Raw genomic sequence first — 17572 nt, 5'->3', positions numbered from 1 at the left:
CGATGACCGTTCTCTTCGATCTGATCCTGCGCCACGGCACTGTCGTCACTCCGGGCGGGATCGTCCGCACCGACATCGGCATCCGCGACGGCCGCATCGCCGCGATCGGCGACCTGTTCGCCGCCAGCGCAATCGAGGATGTCGAGTTGACCGGGCTGACCGTGCTGCCCGGCGTGATCGACAGTCAGGTCCATTTCCGCGAGCCGGGGGCCGAGCATAAGGAAGATCTGGAGAGCGGCACCGCCGCCGCCGCGCTGGGCGGTGTCGTCGGCGTGTTCGAGATGCCCAACACCCGCCCCTCGACCACCACGGCCGAGGCGATTGCCGACAAGTTGACCCGCGCCAAGGGGCGGGCCTGGGTCGATCACGCTTTCTATCTGGGGGCGGCGGCGGACAATGTCGTCCATCTGGCCGAATGGGAGCGCCTGCCCGGCTGCGCTGGCATCAAGGTGTTCATGGGATCGAGCACCGGTAGCCTGCTGGTCGAGGACGACGCCACCCTGCAAGCCGTGCTGGAAGCGGGAACCCGCCGCGTCGCGGTTCATTGCGAGGACGAAGCCCGGCTGCGTCAGCGCCGTTCGCTCGCCGAGGCCGAGGGCCATCCCCGCGCCCATCCGCATTGGCGCGATGCCGAAACCGCACTGATCGCGACCAAGCGGCTGGTCGGTCTGGCCGAGCGGGCCGGGCGACGGGTCCATGTCCTGCACGTCACCTCGGCCGAGGAAATGGACTTTCTCGGCCACCATAAGGATTGGGCGACGGTCGAGACGACGCCACAGCACCTGACCCTGGCCGCACCGGACTGCTATGAACGGCTGGGCACCCTGGCCCAGATGAACCCGCCGATCCGCGACGCCCGCCATCGCGACGCGCTGTGGGCGGCGATCGCGGGCGGGATCGTCGATGTGCTGGGCTCGGACCACGCGCCGCACACCCTGGCGGAAAAGGACCAGCCCTATCCCGCCAGCCCGTCGGGAATGACCGGGGTCCAGACCCTGGTGCCGATCATGCTGAACCATGTCGCCGAAGGTCGGCTGGGGCTGGAACGGCTGGTCGATCTGACCAGCGCCGGACCGGCCCGGATTTTCGGTATCGCCGGTAAGGGGCGGATCGCAATCGGCTATGACGCCGACTTCACCGTGGTCGATCTGAAGGCGGAGCGGACCATCACCAACGACTGGATCGCCAGCCGCTGCGGCTGGACCCCGTTCGATGGCAAACGGGTCACCGGCTGGCCGATCGCCACCATCCTGCGCGGCCGCACCGTGATGCGCGACGGCCAGTTGCTGGGCCAGCCCGTTGGCGAGCCGATCCGCTTTCACGAAGCCCCGCCGCCCCGCACCTGACGCGGACGTCGCCCCGGTTATTCCAGGGCCGCGCTCCACAGACCGGCCTGGCGATCCAGTTCACCGTCGCTGTAAGGCACGACCGGCTGCGCCCCCCACACCGGGCGCGGCCAGGCCGGATCGGTCTTGAACCGGGCGATGACATGGACGTGGAGCTGCGACACGACGTTGCCGAGCGCGGCGACGTTGATCCGGTCGGGCGACAGACGGGCGCGGACGATGCCGGACAAGCGGGCAATCTCTTCGATCAGCAAAGCGCGGTCGGCGGCCTCAAGCTCGCCGATTTCGGAGATATCGGCCCGGCGCGGCACCAGAATCAACCAGGGATAAGTCCGTTCGTTCATCATAAGAACGCGGCACAATGGCCACTCGGCGAGCGGAATGGTGTCGGCAAACAATTTCGGATGGAGTTCAAACATTTCGTACCGTCTCCTCATTGCGCAACAAGGCGCATTCGCGGTATCAGGGTGAGCAATCATTTCGAGGCCCGGCCTGATGCGTCCTACCCGCTCCAATCTGTTCGGTCGAGTGTTTTCCACCGTGGCGGTGACGCTTCTTTCGGCGGTGATCTTTATCGCCGCCGCCGAATATGGTGCGGGCCTCATTTTGAAACAATTGCGCGACAAGCGGCCCCTTTTTACCGTACCCGACACCGACGACAATATCCGCAAGCTGTTCGACACCGACTCTCCCGCCCGCTATCGCGAGATCGTCTCCGAAGCATGGCGTCAGGCCGATACCGTCTACAGCCCGTTCGTCGAATTCCGGATGCCCCCGTATCAGAGCCGCCATTTCAATATCGTCGAGGACGGCTATCGCCTGAACGGAGCATCCCCGGGCGATCTCAGGGCGGCGGGGCCCAAGGTGTTCGTCTTTGGCGGCTCGACCACATTGGGCTTTGGTGTCGGCGACGACGAAACCATCCCCGCTTATGTCGAGCAGGCGCTGAAAGCCGCCGGGCGTAGCGACGTTCAGGTGTTCAATTTCGGCGTCTTCTCGTATTATTCGACCCAGGAACGGATCGCGCTGGACCGGCTTTTGACCGCCGGGATCAAGCCCGACGTCGCCGTCTTCGTCGATGGAATCAACGATTTCTATTACTGCACAATTCCCGACGTCAGCGCCTGGACCGAGCGGCTGGCCCAACTGGCGCAAGTCCGCGCGCGGGTGCCGATCCTGATCGAATTGTCGCGGCGGTCGAATTTGGTCCATCTGGCCCGTCACTTGGGCGGCGACAAAGCGGTGATCGTGCGCGAATGGGGCAGTTTTTGCACCGGCGAGGGCGATGTCGCCAAGGTCGCCCACCGTCTCGACACCAACCGCCGCATCATCGACGCCACCGCCGAGCGGATCGGGTTCAAGGCGCTGTTCGTCCAGCAGCCGGTGCCGACCTATGCCTATGACAACCGCAAGCGCCCCTTCCCGGTCCAGGAAGAGATGTTGGGCTATCACATGAACTCGGCCCGAGGCTATCCGCTGATGGCGCAGCAGCGGTCGCAGGGGCAATTGTGGGAGCGGGGATTGCTGTGGCTGGCCGAACTCGAACCGGCCGAGGGCAACGCCTATATCGACCCGATTCATTATTCCCCCCGGTTGAACAAGGCGATCGGCGACAAAATCGCTCAGGCGATCCTGGCGGAGGGACATCTTCCTCCTCCGCCGCCGCCGCCAACCGCGCCCCCTACCCCGTCTCCCTGACCGGACATGAGTCTCCGACACCCGGTTCCGGCGCATCGGTGCCCTGCGTTTCCATACGTTGCGTGCTGTTGCCGCCACGACCAGAATGGTTCTTACAGGGAATACACGTCCGCCCCGGGCCTGACGTTTGTCCGCCCTCCGTCATCGTCAAAAGCGGGATAAAGCCATGGCTTCGTCGAAGTCCAGTGACACCGTGAACGAAGGCGCCTCCGCCGGTCCCACCTCGCGATGGGACGAGTTGCGGGAAGAGCTTTGTACCCATCCCGACGGCGGCTTCAATATCGGAGCCGCCTGTAGCGATCGTCATCTCGCCGCCGGTCAAGGCGAGCGGATCGCGGTGCGCTGCCTGGGTCCGCGGATGCAACAGCGCGACATCAGCTATGCCGAACTGGCCGACCGCTCCAGCCGTCTTGCCGCGGTGCTGATCGGCCTCGGACTCCAGCCGGGCGATACCGTCGCGGTGTTGTTGCGCCGGGTGCCGGAATTGTTCGTCTCCGCCCTGGGCGTGCTGAAGGCGGGCGGGGTCTATTGCCCGCTGTTCGCGACCTTCGGACCGGGGCCGATCCGCTCGCGCCTTGGGCTGGCCCAGGCCAAGGTGCTGATCGTCGCCGACGATCTTTATGCCCGCAAGGTGGCGGCCAGCCGGGCCGCCCTGCCCGATCTCCACCATGTTCTGCTGGTCGGCGAGGATGGTGTCCGCACCGTTCCGCCCGAGGATTGTCTCGATTTCACCACTTTGGTCGAGGCCGCCAGCCCCGCCGCCGCCATCGCGACCCGGCCGACCGATCCCGCTTTGCTCCATTTCACCAGCGGCACCACCGGCACGCCGAAGGGCGTGGTCCAGTCCCATCGCGCCATGCTGGCCCATCTGATCACCGGACGCGAATTGTTCGGCCTTGAGCCCGACGACATTTTCTGGTGCACCGCCGATCCCGGCTGGATCACCAATACCGCCTATGGCGTGATCGCGCCGCTGGCCTGTGGCGCAACGGTGCTGGCCGACGAGGCCGACATCAATCCGCGGCGCTGGTACGGCATCCTGGCCGACGAGAAGGTCACCGCCTGGTACACCACACCCACCGCAATCCGGGCGATGATGCGCTATGGCGCGGCGCTGGCCCGGTCCTATCGCAGCAATTCGTTGCGTGTCGCCGCCAGCGTCGGCGAACCGCTCAACACCGAGGCGGTGTTGTGGGGGCAAAAGGCGCTGGGCGTCCCCTTTCTCGATACGTGGTGGCAGACCGAAATCGGCTCGGTCGCGATCGCCAATTGCCCGAGCGAGACCCAGCGTCCCGGCAGCATGGGCCGGGTTCTTCCCGGCATCCACGCGGCGGTGGTCAAGCGCGAAGGCTCGCATCTCGAGGTGATCGAGACTCCCGACATCGTCGGCGAACTGGCGATTCGGCCGGGTTGGCCCTCGATGCTGTCCGGCTATGTCGGCAACGGCGTCCTGCTCGGTGCGGGGTTGCACGACGGCTGGTATCTGACCGGCGATCTGGTCCGGCGCGATGCCGATGGCTATTACTGGTTCGTTGGACGCGCCGACGACATGATCAAATGTGGCGGGCTGCAAATCGGCCCCTTCGAGGTCGAGGGGCTGCTGATGAATCACCCGGCCCTGGCCGAAGTCGGCGTGGTGGGAAAGCCCGACCTGCTGCTGCGCGAAGTCCCGGTGGCGTTCGCCTCGCTCAACCCGGGATTCCAGGCTGGAGACGCGCTGCGAGCCGAGGTTCTGGCCTTTGCTCGCCAGGAATTGGGGTCGGCGATGGCTCCGCGCGAATTGCATTTCATTCCGGAATTGCCCAAGACCATTGCCGGAAAGATCATGCGCCGGGTTCTGAAGGCCAAGGCGGTCGAGGAACCGGAGGACATCGACCCGTTGCCCTTGTCCAGCCCGTGCGCCGAGGTCTGAAGGGCAAAAACCCGTTTCGAAACCCGAGCGGCCTCGGGCAGACATCCTTGAGCCGGTTCCCTTTCCGTGGAAACGGCTTTAGCATCGGATAGAGATGACGCCGCCACGATGGACGGTGTTTTCATTTGGAGTCCGTCGTGCCGCTCTCCAGCCCTCCGCTTCCCCCCGGCCTGCGCCGGGTTCTCTCGTCCCGGCAAGGGTGGCTGGTGGGAATCTGGCTGGTTTGTGTCACCCTGATCGGGCTGTGGTTCTTCCAATCGACCACCACCGACCGCCGCAATACCGTGAACATGGCAGAAAGCCACCTGCGCTCCCAGGTTGAACTGGCCAGCATCGAGATCAATGGAAAGATCGAAAGCGGCGATCTGGCCCTGCGGACCATCGTCGCCCTGCTGGGGGCCAATCCGAACTGGCGCACCATCCCGCGCGACCCGCTGTTATGGCGGATTCTGAACGATGTATCCGACTCGATGGCTGCCAAGCCACGATTGGTCCTGATTGATAACAAGGGGGGGCTGCGCCTGCACAGTCACGCCGCCGACCCCGGTCAGGTCTCCCTGACCGAACGCGATTATTTCCAGCATCACCGCGACAATTCGTCGGAAGAGCCTTTTCTGGGCGCGCCGGTCTTCGGCAAGATCGCCAACGCGACGGTGATCCCGTTCTCCCGCCGGGTATCCCAGCCGGATGGCAGCTTTGGCGGGGTCGCGCTGATCAGCCTTGACCCGGCGATCTATTCCGCCTTTTTCCGCTCGCTCGATCACGACAACAAGATCGTCTTTACCCTGCTGCGGGGCGACGGCACCGTCCTGGTCCGCCACCCCGCAATTGAGGGCGCGGTCGGCAACAAGGTCGATATCGCCTCCCTTTCCCCTCTGCTGTCGGACGGCAAGACGTTCGGCTCCACGATCTCGATCTCGCCGCAAGATGGACTCGAGCGTCTGTCGAGCTTTCGCCGACTGGAACGCTTTGACCTGACCATCGTCGCCACCCTGCCGGTCGAGACCGCTTTAAAGCCATGGCGGGAACAGACCCGGCGGATGGAAGGGGTAATCGCCGCCTGCCTTTTCCTGATCACCGCTGCCGCTCTGGTGCTGCTGCGCCACATGCGGGCCGAGGCGGCGGCATGGATCCGGATCGCCGCCAGCGAGGCCGGGCTCAACCGCGCCCAGGCGGTGGCGCGGGTGGGAAGCTGGCAGGCTCGCCTGCCCGAACTGTCCCTGACCTGCTCGGACGAAGCCCGCCGCCTGTTCGCCCTGCCGATTGGCGGACCGATCCGGCGCGAGGATGTGCTGGAACGGATTCATCCCGAGGACCGCGACCGCGTGCTTGACGCGGTGCGACAGACCCGGCAGGGACGGCCGCTCGACATCGAACACCGCCTGCTGATCAACGGAACGGTGACCTGGATCAGGCTGCGGGCAGAAATTTCGTCGCAGCCAACCGGCGGCGGCGAGATACTCGGTACCGTCCAAGACATCACCGAACGCCGTCAGGCCGACGAATCGCTCCGCCATCAGGCCGAGGAACTGGCCCGCTCGAACACCGAACTCGAACAATTCGCCTATGTCGCCAGCCACGATCTGCGCGAACCGCTCAGGATGATCGCCAGTTTCGTCGATCTGCTCGGGCGGCGCTATGGCGACCGGCTGGACCAAGACGGGCTGGATTTCATCGCCTTTGCCCGCGAAGGCGCGGCGCGGATGGACCGGCTGGTGCTCGACCTGCTCGATTATTCGCGGATCGGCCGGATCTGCAAGCCGATGCAGACGGTCGATCTCGGCGTTCTGACCGATCGGGTCTTCCGCGCCTTGGCGCTGAAGATCGCGGAAAGCGGGGTCGACATCGTCCTGCCCACCCCGCCTTTGCCCAAAGTTACCGGCGATCCCGACGAACTGGTCCGGCTGCTCCAGAACCTGATCGACAATGCGATCAAGTACCGCGAACCGTCGCGGTCGGTCCGGGTGACGGTGTCGGCCGAACGCCATGGCGGCGAGGTGACGATCGCCGTCGCCGACAACGGAATCGGCATCGACCCGCAATATTTCGACCGCATCTTCGGCATCTTCCAGCGGCTGCACACCCGCGAGAGCTTTGAAGGCACCGGGATCGGCCTGGCCATCTGCAAAAAGATCGTCGAGCGCCACGGCGGGCGGATCTGGGTCAATTCGGTTCCCGGCGCGGGCAGCACTTTCTTCTTCACCCTGCCGACGGCAGACCCAGCCTGACCCCGCCCGCGATGACCCCGCCGGTGCCGCCGTCCCCTGACCTGCCGGTTGGTGCCGTCGTCGTTATCGGCGGCGGCACCGCCGCTTTGTGCGCCGCGATCGCCGCCCGCCGCGCCGGAGCGTCGGTGATTCTGCTCGACCGGGCTCCGCCCGAGAATCGCGGCGGCAACACCCGCCATTCGCGCAATCTGCGGATCATGCATTGCGCCCCCTCGCCGCTGTTTCCCGGCAGTTACGACGAAGCCGATTTCCATGCCGACCTGACCAAGGCCGCCGAGGGAGCGGGCGACGAGGCGCTGGGGCGGCTGTTGATCCGTCGCTCGGCCGCTGTTCCCGACTGGCTGGCGGCGCAAGGGGTGGCGTTCCAGACCATCGCTTGCGGCGGTCTGCCCTGGTCGCGCAAGACCGCCTTTTTCCTGGGTGGCGGGACCGCGATGATCAACACCCTGTATGCCACCGCGACCCGGCTGGGAATCGACATCCGCCATCGCAGCCATGTGATCGGCCTGAGCCGCGACGGAGCCGTGACGCTGGCCGACGGAGCGGGCGGCACCCGGACGGTCCGGGCCAGGGCGGTGGTGGTCGCCAGCGGCGGCTATCAGGCCAACCCGGTCTGGCTGGCCGAACAATGGGGAGACGACGCGGCCGAACTGATCGTCCGCGGCACCCCGTTCGCGGCGGGCGAGCCGTTGCGTGCCCTGTTCGATCTGGGGGCGGCCAGCGTCGGCACCCCCGGTGCCTGTCATCTGGTTGCCGTCGATGGTCGGCTGACCGAGGCCGATGGCGGCATCGTCACCCGCGTCGATGGGCTGGATCTGGGCATCGCGATCGACCGCGACGGTAAGCGCTTCGAGGACGAGACCACGATCACCGGCCCGACCCGCTATGCGCAATGGGGACGACGGGTCGCGGCCTTGCCCGGCCGGATCGCCCATGCGGTCTGGGATGCAGACGCGGTCGATCGCGTCCCCCCCGCGATCGTCGAACCGATCCGGGTTGAAAGCCTGGAGGCGCTTGCCGCCTTTCTGGCCGTCCCCATCGCCGATCTGGCGGCATCGGCAGCGGATTCGGGGCGGGTGACCCGAGCGCCGTTTTTCACCGTCCCAATCCGCCCCGGCCTCACCTTTACCTGTTACGGCGTCAGAATCGACGACCATTCCCGCGTTCTGACCCCCGACGGCGAACCGCTCGGCTGTCTGTTCGCGGCGGGCATGATTATGGCTCCCAACGTGATCGGGACCGGCTATCTTGCCGGGGCGGCCCTGACGATCGGGGCCGTGTTCGGACGAATCGCCGGAGAGGAGGCGGCGGAGCATGCGCTTGGATGATCCGCGCGAGGAAGCGCGGCGGGTACTGCGGCTGTGCAATGTCTGCAATTACTGTAACGGCTATTGCGAGCTGTTCCGTGCCGCCGAGCGTCACCGCATCTTCAGCGACGGAGACCTCGCCACCCTCGCCCATCTGTGCCACAACTGCCGCAATTGCTGGCAAGCCTGCCAGTACGCGCCGCCGCATCCCTTTGCCGTAAATGTCCCGCTGGTGTTGGCCGAACTGCGCCTGCTGTCGCAGACCGAACTGGCCTGGCCGCGTCCGATCGCTCATCTTGGCCTGCTGACGTTGGCGGTAAGCCTGCTGCCGGTGCTGCTGGTGCTGCTGCTGGTGCCGGGCGAAAGTCTGTTTGCCGCCCATACCGGGCCGGGAGCGTTCTATCGGGTGATCCCGTGGGCAACGATGAGCTTGGCCGCCGCCTTGCCGCTGGGCTGGTCGCTGCTGGCGCTGGGGGTGGGATTGGTGCGGTTCTGGCGCGCCGGAGGCGGAGCACGCGGCGCCGAGATGCGCGCCGCTTGCCCCGAGGCGCTCCGCGACGCGATTCTGCTCCGGAACCTTGACGGCGGCGGGGTCGGTTGCGACGACGGCAACGGCCTCCCCTCGTTTTGGCGCAAGCGCTTCCACCATCTGGTTCTCGGCGGCTTTCTGCTCTGTCTGGCCTCGACAATGGTCGCAACGCTGTATCACCATTGGCTCGGGCTGGAAGCGCCCTATCCCGTCCTCAGCCTGCCCGTCATTCTGGGCAGCCTGGGCGGGCTGGGTCTGATCGCCGGATCGCTGGGTCTGCTGGCGCTGAAGCAGGGAGCCGACCCCGCCCCCATCGCCCCGGCGGCGGTGCAATCCGGCCGTCTGCTGCTGGGTCAACTGGTCGCGATGGCGGCAAGCGGTCTGGTCTTGCTGGCCTTGCGGGACAGCCCGGCGATGGGCATTCTCCTCGCCCTGCATCTGGGAACGGTGATCGGCTTTTTCGTCGCCCTGCCCCACGGCAAGTTCGCCCATGCCCCCTACCGCGCCGCCGCCTTGCTGCGGGCCGCTCTGGAGCGACGCAACGATGAGCGTTGAGGTTCTGATTCTCGGCGGCACCACCGAAGGCTATGCCCTCGCCGCCGCCCTCGCCGACCGGTCCGGTTTCACTCCGGTCTCTTCGCTGGCCGGGCGCACCGCCAGCCCGCGCCGCCCCGCCGGCGAGGTCCGTATCGGTGGCTTTGGCGGCCCCGAGGGATTGGAGGCATGGCTCCGTGCCCGCCCCACCGTCGCGGCGGTGATTGATGCCACCCATCCCTTCGCCTCACGGATGGGGTGGAACGCCGCCGCCGCCTGCGCCGCCTGTGGCCTGCCGCTGCTACGGCTGGAGCGTCCGGCGTGGCAGACCGTCCCCGGCGATCATTGGGACGAGGTCGAGGATTGGGAGCAGGCCGCCGCCCTGGTCGCCGCCCGCTCGCGGCGGGTGCTGCTGGCGCTGGGCCGTCAGGAGTTGGAGCCGTTCGCCCGACTGGACGATGTCTGGTTCCTGATCCGCTCGGTCGATCGGCCCGAGCCGATGCCGCCCTTTGCCCAGGCCGAAATCCTGTTGGCGCGTGGGCCGTTCGGGCTGGAGGACGAGCGGACGCTGCTGTCCTCGCACCGGATCGACACCATCGTCTGCAAGAACAGTGGCGGCACCGCCACCGAGTCCAAGCTGGCCGCCGCCCGCGCTTTGGGGGTTCGGGTGGTGATGCGCCGCCGCCCCCGCCGCCCCGATCTGCCCACCGTCGGAACGGTGGCCGAGGCGATGGCATGGCTGGAAGCGACGATCCCGGCAGAAGGATGAGGGGGCGACCGTCGGCTCATCCCGGCGATCCGAACCCGCATCCGTGTCAGGATTCCTTACACTTTTTGCTCGCCATTTCCAGCAACGCCTTGAAATATAGGCCTTTTGCTCGATGGCTCGGCTCTTGCTTCTGTCGATCCTGTGTATTTTCCGTGGCTTGATCTGGGATGGACGGGATGAGCGCGTTGAGCCGTAGCCGCTTGGTGATAACCCTCCTGGTCGGGATGGTCGGGATAACGACGGGGGCGCGCGCGACACCCCTCGACGCCACCAACCTGATCAACACCTACAACCTGATTGTTTTCAACAATCTCACCAACAATTCGCATGTCGATGGCAGCGCCCTCGTCGGCGGCAACACGATGGGTGGCACCTACGCCCAGCACGTCAACCTCGCCGGAACCGCCCTGACCGTCGGCAAGACACTAAGCGGCGGCGTCACTCTCAATGGATCGGGGTTGATCGTCGGCGGTACCATCGCCACCAGCTATTTGAACGGCAACGGGGGCGGCGATTTCTATATCGGCGGCAACGTCAGCAGCGGCTGGGTCAATGCCAACAGCAGCAAGGTTTACCTCGGCGGCTCGATCGCCCCTGGGGCCGGGATCAACAATGCCACCTCCCTATCGCTCAACTCGTCGGTCGCGACGAACAAAATTGCCGCCGTCACCTCCGATATTGCCGCAGCGCAATCGTCGCTGACCGCTTATTCGCGGCAACTCTCCACACTGGCCGCCGACAGCACGATCAGCAGCAACAATTATGGGCTGCTGACCTTCAACGCGACGCCCGGGGCCGATGGGGTTGCGGTTTTCTCCATCACCAGCGCCGCCCTGCTCAACAGCGCGCGGGAAATCGTTTTCTCGCTCAACGGCGCGAAAGAAGTCGTCATCAATGTCAGCGGGATCGGAGCGAGCCAGCTGACCCTGAACGCCAACTTCTTGGCGGGGTCGGCCCAGCAGCTCGGGACCAATACCGTGTGGAATTTCACCGACGCGGCGAAGATCGACGTCACCAGCCAGTTCGGGGGGACGATTCTCGCCGTTCTGGCCGATCTGTCGAACAGCCAGAACATCGAAGGCACGGTGATCGCCAAAAATCTGATCCAGAACGGCGAAATCCACTATGACGGCGTCAACGCCAATCTGGTTTCGCCGGTGCCGTTGCCCGGAGCGTTGACGCTGTTCGGGTCCGCTCTCTTTGGCCTCGGCGCGTTTGCCCGGCGCGGACGCAAACGGCGCGGCGACGCCCCTTCCGACGCGGATGCGAGTAGGTAACGGGTAGGTCCTCATGGGTAGTAAGACGAGAAAGCATGAACAGTTCACCCCTATCCGCGCTACTTATACCGCAGCGCAACATTGGTGGGCTGGGAAATGCTCAGAGAATGGGTTCACAATATTTCAACATTCATGCTGAATCAGATAGTTTCCGATCGTAGCATCATCGGATCGTATATCTGGGATTTGGCACAGGATGAACTGGCACGACGCTATCAGGTCGCCGCTTTGGCGCTTTGCGACTAGATTTCAGCGCGTTGCCACCCGATTGCGGCGGTGCCCCGGTCAACCGGGACCGTACCCAGGCGGGCTGAAAGAGCCGCTTCCATTCAGATGGACACGGCTCTCGTGCGGATCGCGTTTGTCCGCAGATCGCCTCACACCTTAAAATCAGCGCACCCCCGAAGGCAAATCGTCTATTCGGGTTAATATCCATTGTCCGTAGCGAACGGCTCGTGATACCAAAACCGCTGGCATCCGCTCCGTTGATCGTGGTGGCATTGGAGATGCGCCGGTGACCGAGTTTGACCGCAAACAAGGCCAGAGGGTGCTGGATGCCATTGCCGATTTCCAGCAATCGCGCGATCAATCCGACCTGTGGTCGCATGTCCATCGTCACCTCTCCCATTTCGGGGTGGGCGGCATCTGGTACGGATTCGAGATTCAGCCCGAGCGGGGGAAAAAGCTGTCGGAGATGAAGCAGGCTTTCATGCTGGCAAGTCTCGATCCCGCCTACGTTGACGCCAAGATGAACGACCTGCTGATTGATGACGATTATTGCGCCCAGATGGCCCGGATGGGGACGAAACCCATCCTCTGGAACGACATCCCCCCGTCCGACCGCCTTACCGCCGCCGAGCGGCGGTCTTTCGAGATTGATGCCGATTACAAGATGATCAGCGGCGTCACCATGCCGTCCCGTTTCGCCTGCGGCCTGGGCACCAGTTCCTTCGCTTGCCATGCCGACGGCATGTCGGGAGGCGAATTCGAGCGGATGTGGGGCGAGAACGGCGACGCCATCCAGTCTATCGCCAGTGCCTTCGATATCTGCCTGAGAGAGGGGCATATGGGCGAGGTTTACAGCCTGTCGTCCCGTGAACGCGAGGTGCTGCTTTGGCTGACCCGGGGGCTTCGCCCGCAACGCATCGCCTCCAGACTGTCCCTGCATGAAGGAACGGTGGAAAAACACATCGAATCGGCACGGCGTAAGCTCAAGGCCGCAACGGTCACCCAGGCGGTTGCCACCGCCGTGATCTTCCGATTGATCGCCCCCTGACTCAGTTGAGATTGGGCAAATCGAACTGATCGAGCAGGATGTTGAAGGTCAGCACGACCATCAACAGATCGTCCTCGAAGGTCTGGTTCAAGTCGAAGTCGGGGCGACGATAAAGACTCTTCAGCCGCTCCACCGCGTCGGGATTGAAATAGCCGCCGCGCTCGATCCGTTCGCGCGACAACATGTCGTCGATCAGCGGAAGCGCGCTTTTGAGCAGGGCCGGAGCCGAGGGCGCGACGAAGCTGAATTTCGGCCGATCGACGATTTCGTCAGGCAGATAGCGCCGGGCCAGCCGCTTCAGCGGATATTTCTCGATGCCGTCTTGCACCATCACTTCGGGCGGAATGCGCCGGGCGACGTTGATGACGTCGATGTCGAGGAAGGGATAGCGCGCCTCGACCGAATTGGCGAACGCGACGCGGTCGCCATGATCGGCCAGCAGATGGTCGGCCATCCGGAGCTTGAAATCGAGATAGGAGCGTTTGTGGAAGGCGTGGCGTCCGGCCAGCGCCCCCGTTCCCACCGGCGGCATCCGAAGGCAATCGAATTCGTCGAACCGCGCCGCCATCGCGGTCGAATACAGCGCCCGCCGGGTTTCCTCCGCGACCAGATAATTCTTTTCGTAAAAGAAATCGGGATCGCCCCACAGGCGGGAGCGCATTTCCGCTTCCAGCATCGCCTCGACATCGTCGTCGTCCCGGCAAGCCCCGGCCCGTTCGACATCAAGGCGATAGCCGACATAGCCGCCGAACAATTCGTCGGCTCCCTCCCCCGTCATCACCACCTTGATCCCGTTGGCACGGACCATCCCCGACAGAATCAGCGAACAGGCGTCGTAGGATTCCCGCAGCGGCGCCTCGGCATGGCGGACGATGTCGGTCAGCCGGGCATTGATCGCGCCCGGCCCCACCCTGGTTTCGTGGTGAATCGACCCCAACTGCGCCGCCATCAAACGCTGCGGCCCGCTTTCGTCGATCTCGCGGTCCTCGAAGGCGATGGAAAAGGTGTGGCGCTCCGCCCCCGGAGTCAGATCGGCCAGGATCGCCGCGATCAACGAACTGTCCAGCCCGCCGGACAGATAGGCCGCAACCGGCACGTCGGATTGAAGCCTGCGCCGGACCGCCGTCCGCAGCGCCGCGTCCAGCTCATCGACCAAATCATCGACCGACCGGCTCCGGTCGATGTCGGCGTCGCACGGATAGTCGAGATCCCAGTACCGCCGCAGCGTCCGCCGTCCGTCTGCTTCGGCGATCAGGATATGACCGGGCGGCAAGCTGTCGATCCCGGCGAAAATCGTGTGGGGACTGACCGGACCGGGGAAGGTCAGGATCTGGTCCAGCGCGGTCGGGTTGACCCGGCGCGGCGCATCTGGCCGGGCCAGGATCGCCTTGATCTCTGACGCGAAAACCAGCGCGCCGTCGATCTCGGCATGAAACAGCGGCGCGATGCCGACAGGATCGCGCCCCAGCACCAGCCGACGCTCGCGGGCGTCCCACACCGCGAAGGCGAACTGGCCGGACAGACGCGACACGAAGCCCGGCCCCCACTCGCGATACATCGCGGGCAGCACCTCGGTATCGACGCGGGTGCGGAACCGATGCCCGCGCGCCTCCAACTCGGCGCGGAGTTCGGGGAAATTGTAGATCTCGCCATTGCAGACCGAGACGATCTCGCCGTCCTCGCTCAGGATCGGCTGATTGCCAGTCGCAAGATCGAGAATCGACAATCGGCGAAACCCGAGTCCGATCCCGGGGGCGAGGTGAAACCCTTCGTCATCCGGCCCACGATGGGACAACGCACCGGTCATCGCGGCAAGAAGAGCCGGGTCCGGACGCTCGGGACGGGCGGGATGAAAGACGCCAGCGATACCGCACATGATCTCACCACACATCCACGGCTTCGCCGCGCCGAGCACGCTCAACCGGCTTGCTGCACGCCTGTCTTACAGGGGAACAGCAAACAGGGAAAGAGGTTATCAATCACTGGAGACGAACATCTTCGCCATCACTACCCTTATTTGCAGTGCCGGGAGGGAAATCTTGCCCTTCCCTCTTGCGGGTCCGCCGTCTCGCCTTGCCCCGCCTCCGGCGCAAGGACCACGCCGCATCGGCTCGGATTGGTATCCGCGTTCGCAATCGGCTAGAATTGGATCGAATTGACGGAGGACGGGAAGGCGATGTCACCCATCAACGAGCCACGGACCGCCAGTGTGCCACCCAGTTCCGCCCCGGCGGGGCGCGCCGGACCACCCGCCCCCGATCAGGTGCGCGCCCAGGCCGACGCCCTGATCGCCCGCATGACCACCGAGGAAAAAGCGGGCCAGATCACCCAATATTTCGATTTCCTCACCGCGACCGAGGAAGCGAAGCGGATCGAGGCCGAGGTCGCGGCGGGACGGGCAGGATCGCTTCTGTTCGTCAAGGACCCGGTCGAGATCAACCGGTTGCAGCAGATCGCGGTGGAGCGGACCCGGCTTGGGATTCCGCTGCTGTTCGGCTACGACGTCATTCATGGGCTGCGGACGGTGATGCCGGTTCCGCTCGCGCTGGCGGCCAGTTGGGACCCAGACATCGCCTTGCGCGCCCAGGCCGTCGCGGCCAGCGAGGCCCGCGCGATCGGCCTGCACTGGACCTTCGCCCCGATGGTCGATATCGCCCGCGACCCGCGCTGGGGCCGGATGATCGAAGGGGCCGGAGAAGACCCCTATCTCGGGGCGGCGATGGCAGCGGCGCAGGTTCGCGGCTTCCAAGGCCCCTATCTCGGCAGCCCGGGCGGCATCATCGCCGGACCGAAACATTTCGTTGGCTACGGTGCCGCGCTGGGCGGGCGGGATTATGACGAGGTCAACCTGTCCGACAACGAATTGTGGAACGTCTATCTGCCCCCGTTCAAGGCGGCGATCGACGCCGGGGCCGGCAACGTGATGAGCGCCTATATGGGCTTCAACGGCGTTCCCGCGACCGGCAATCGCTGGCTGCTCACCGACATCCTGCGCGACGCGCTGGGCTTTACCGGCTTCGTCGTGACCGATGCCGGGGCGGCGGCCGATCTGCGGACCCACGGCTTTGCCGTCGATCTGGCCGATGCCGGACTCCGGGCGTTCCAGGCGGGGGTGGACATGGAGATGGCGCCGCCGTTCGGCCAGTCCGCCTTCCAGACCCTTCCCGCCGCCCTGGCCGCCGGGGCGATCACGGTCGAGGATTTGGACACCGCCGTCCGCCGCGTGCTGGAGGCCAAGATTCGGATGGGCCTGTTCGACCAGCCCTACGTCGATCTGGATCAGGCCCGCCTTGTGCTGAACGATCCGGACCATCGGACGATCGCCCGCATCGCGGCGGAACGCGGGGCGGTGCTGCTGCGCAACGAAGGCGGGCTGCTTCCGCTCGATCCGCAGACCCTCCGCTCGATTGCCGTCATCGGCCCGTTCGCCGACGCCGCGCGCGACAGTGCCGGTCCCTGGGTGTTCGATCAGGACGACGGCGAGACCGTGACGATTCTGGCCGGACTCCGGGCCAAGCTCGATCCCGCCGTCCGGATCAATCACTCGGTCGGCGTCAGCGTGCCCAAGCGATGCTTCGCCTCGATCTTCGAAAGCCCCGAGCACACTCAGGCTCCCCGGATCGAAGTGGAGGATTCAAGCGAAATCCTGCGCGCGGTCGATCTGGCCCGGCAGTCCGACGTGACGATCCTCGTTCTTGGTGAAGCCCAGATCATGATCGGCGAGAACGCGTCGCGCTCTTCGCTCGATCTGCCCGGCCGCCAGCAAGAGCTGCTCGAGGCCGTTCTCGCGACGGGCAAGCCGGTCGTCCTCCTCTTGATGAGCGCGCGGCCGCTCGACCTGAAAGGCGCCGAGCCCCAGGCCCTGATGACGATCTGGTATCCGGGCAGCCAGGGCGGCGCGGCGGTGGCCAATCTGCTGTTCGGCGAGGTCGCGCCGGGGGGAAAGCTGCCCTTCACCTGGCCCCGCAACATCGGCCAGATTCCCCTGCCCTATGCCCATCTGACCTCGCACCAGCCCCACAAGGCGGAGCAGCGCTACTGGAACGAAGCCAACACGCCGCTTTATCCGTTCGGGTTCGGCCTCAGCACATCGTCCTTCGCCTATTCCTCCTTGCAGATCGAGACGGAGCGGGTCGCGCCGGGCCAACCGGTTTCGCTTCGGGTCGATCTGACCAACACCGGGTCGCGCCCCGCCGACGAGGTGGCGCAGCTCTACCTGCACCAGCGCTACGGATCGTCGGCACGCCCGGTCCGCGAATTGAAGGGATTTCAGCGGGTGACGCTTGCGCCGGGAGAAAGCCGGACGCTGCGCTTCACCCTTCGCCCCGAGGATCTCAGCTATTGGAGCGCGGCGCGGCGGGGATGGGTCCAGGACCCGACCATCTTCGACGTTTATGTCGGGGGCGATTCGACCGCCTCTCTCGCCGGAACCTTCGAGGTCGCCTCGGCGTGACCCCATCCCGTGACCCAAGCCGCCCCAAGAGACTCGCGGGGCGGCCCAGGGTTAGCGGATGGCGACTTCTTCTTTTTAATTATTAAAAAAATATCATCCGGCCGCCACGATGCGGTAATCCGGGCGATGGCATTCTCTCCTCATAAGCTTCTGAGCCTCAGCCACTCAAAAGTCCTCCCCTCTAAAGACCCTCGCACCGCTCCCCCCTGGTGCGAGGGTTTTTGTTGTGCCACCCCCGATCCG

At 65.3% G+C, this 17572-nt stretch carries 12 protein-coding genes; 10 read left to right on the top strand and 2 right to left on the bottom strand.

Annotated elements, in window-relative coordinates; all coding sequences use genetic code 11:
- The first annotated feature begins 2 nt into the window (after window positions 1–2).
- Entirely contained in the window at window positions 3–1346 is a 1344-nt protein-coding gene (locus tag BLW40_RS04520) for a dihydroorotase (protein WP_074765989.1), read from the top strand.
- A 17-nt stretch (window positions 1347–1363) separates the two neighbouring features.
- Here BLW40_RS04520 and BLW40_RS04515 read toward each other — a convergent pair whose 3' ends face one another.
- Window positions 1364–1765 carry an HIT domain-containing protein gene (locus BLW40_RS04515; RefSeq protein WP_074765987.1) on the bottom strand — a complete coding sequence of 134 codons (402 nt, stop codon included), beginning with the start codon at window positions 1763–1765 and terminating at the stop codon, window positions 1364–1366.
- A gap of 76 nt (window positions 1766–1841) precedes the next feature.
- Here BLW40_RS04515 and BLW40_RS04510 point away from each other — a divergent pair, with 76 nt between their 5' ends.
- The 8 genes from BLW40_RS04510 to BLW40_RS04475 all read left to right on the top strand — a co-directional run bounded on the left by BLW40_RS04510 (window position 1842) and on the right by BLW40_RS04475 (window position 12876).
- On the top strand, window positions 1842–3044 hold the full coding sequence (locus tag BLW40_RS04510) for an SGNH/GDSL hydrolase family protein (RefSeq protein ID WP_074765984.1): 1203 nt from the start codon (window positions 1842–1844) through the stop codon (window positions 3042–3044).
- A gap of 166 nt (window positions 3045–3210) precedes the next feature.
- On the top strand, window positions 3211–4956 hold the full coding sequence (locus BLW40_RS04505) for an AMP-binding protein (protein WP_074765982.1): 1746 nt from the start codon (window positions 3211–3213) through the stop codon (window positions 4954–4956).
- Between the two features lie 137 nt (window positions 4957–5093).
- Window positions 5094–7184: a sensor histidine kinase gene (locus BLW40_RS17870; RefSeq protein WP_244511051.1), complete on the top strand. Its 2091-nt coding sequence runs from the start codon at window positions 5094–5096 to the stop codon at window positions 7182–7184.
- Between the two features lie 23 nt (window positions 7185–7207).
- Entirely contained in the window at window positions 7208–8512 is a 1305-nt protein-coding gene (tcuA, locus tag BLW40_RS04495) for an FAD-dependent tricarballylate dehydrogenase TcuA (protein WP_244511050.1), read from the top strand.
- Complete coding sequence (tcuB, locus tag BLW40_RS04490; protein WP_074765978.1) at window positions 8499–9575, top strand: tricarballylate utilization 4Fe-4S protein TcuB; 1077 nt, start codon at window positions 8499–8501, stop codon at window positions 9573–9575. The genes tcuA and tcuB overlap by 14 nt, the downstream gene beginning before the upstream one ends.
- On the top strand, window positions 9565–10323 hold the full coding sequence (locus tag BLW40_RS04485) for a cobalt-precorrin-6A reductase (protein WP_074765977.1): 759 nt from the start codon (window positions 9565–9567) through the stop codon (window positions 10321–10323). Before tcuB ends, BLW40_RS04485 begins: the two co-directional genes overlap by 11 nt.
- A 176-nt stretch (window positions 10324–10499) precedes the next feature.
- Window positions 10500–11600: a choice-of-anchor A family protein gene (locus tag BLW40_RS04480; RefSeq protein ID WP_170834524.1), complete on the top strand. Its 1101-nt coding sequence runs from the start codon at window positions 10500–10502 to the stop codon at window positions 11598–11600.
- 514 nt (window positions 11601–12114) lie between these two features.
- Window positions 12115–12876 (top strand): helix-turn-helix transcriptional regulator, encoded by a 762-nt coding sequence (locus BLW40_RS04475; protein WP_074765973.1) that lies wholly within the window; start codon window positions 12115–12117, stop codon window positions 12874–12876.
- A gap of 1 nt (window position 12877) precedes the next feature.
- On the opposite strand, the gene asnB is transcribed toward BLW40_RS04475, so the two are convergent.
- On the bottom strand, window positions 12878–14752 hold the full coding sequence (gene asnB / locus BLW40_RS04470) for an asparagine synthase (glutamine-hydrolyzing) (RefSeq protein ID WP_074766351.1): 1875 nt from the start codon (window positions 14750–14752) through the stop codon (window positions 12878–12880).
- 300 nt (window positions 14753–15052) lie between these two features.
- Between asnB and BLW40_RS04465 the strand changes: the two genes are divergently transcribed.
- Window positions 15053–17329, top strand: coding sequence for a glycoside hydrolase family 3 N-terminal domain-containing protein (locus BLW40_RS04465; RefSeq protein WP_083386619.1), 2277 nt, complete (start codon window positions 15053–15055; stop codon window positions 17327–17329).
- Window positions 17330–17572: the final 243 nt, after the last annotated feature.

It is taken from the genome of Magnetospirillum fulvum, from assembly GCF_900108475.1.
Classification (GTDB): Bacteria; Pseudomonadota; Alphaproteobacteria; order Rhodospirillales; family Magnetospirillaceae; genus Phaeospirillum; species Phaeospirillum fulvum_A.
The sequence above is the reverse complement of the archived record's forward strand: the minus strand, read 5'-3'. Positions and strand labels throughout refer to the sequence as shown.

Coding starts and splice junctions, on each gene's coding strand:
- BLW40_RS04510 (WP_074765984.1), top strand. CDS start 1,842: ATGCGTCCTACCCGCTCCAATCTGTTCGGTCGAGTGTTTTCCACCGTG.
- BLW40_RS04505 (WP_074765982.1), top strand. CDS start 3,211: ATGGCTTCGTCGAAGTCCAGTGACACCGTGAACGAAGGCGCCTCCGCC.
- BLW40_RS04520 (WP_074765989.1), top strand. CDS start 3: ATGACCGTTCTCTTCGATCTGATCCTGCGCCACGGCACTGTCGTCACT.
- BLW40_RS04480 (WP_170834524.1), top strand. CDS start 10,500: ATGAGCGCGTTGAGCCGTAGCCGCTTGGTGATAACCCTCCTGGTCGGG.
- tcuB (WP_074765978.1), top strand. CDS start 8,499: ATGCGCTTGGATGATCCGCGCGAGGAAGCGCGGCGGGTACTGCGGCTG.
- BLW40_RS04465 (WP_083386619.1), top strand. CDS start 15,053: ATGTCACCCATCAACGAGCCACGGACCGCCAGTGTGCCACCCAGTTCC.
- asnB (WP_074766351.1), bottom strand. CDS start 14,752: ATGTGCGGTATCGCTGGCGTCTTTCATCCCGCCCGTCCCGAGCGTCCG.
- BLW40_RS04515 (WP_074765987.1), bottom strand. CDS start 1,765: ATGTTTGAACTCCATCCGAAATTGTTTGCCGACACCATTCCGCTCGCC.
- BLW40_RS04485 (WP_074765977.1), top strand. CDS start 9,565: ATGAGCGTTGAGGTTCTGATTCTCGGCGGCACCACCGAAGGCTATGCC.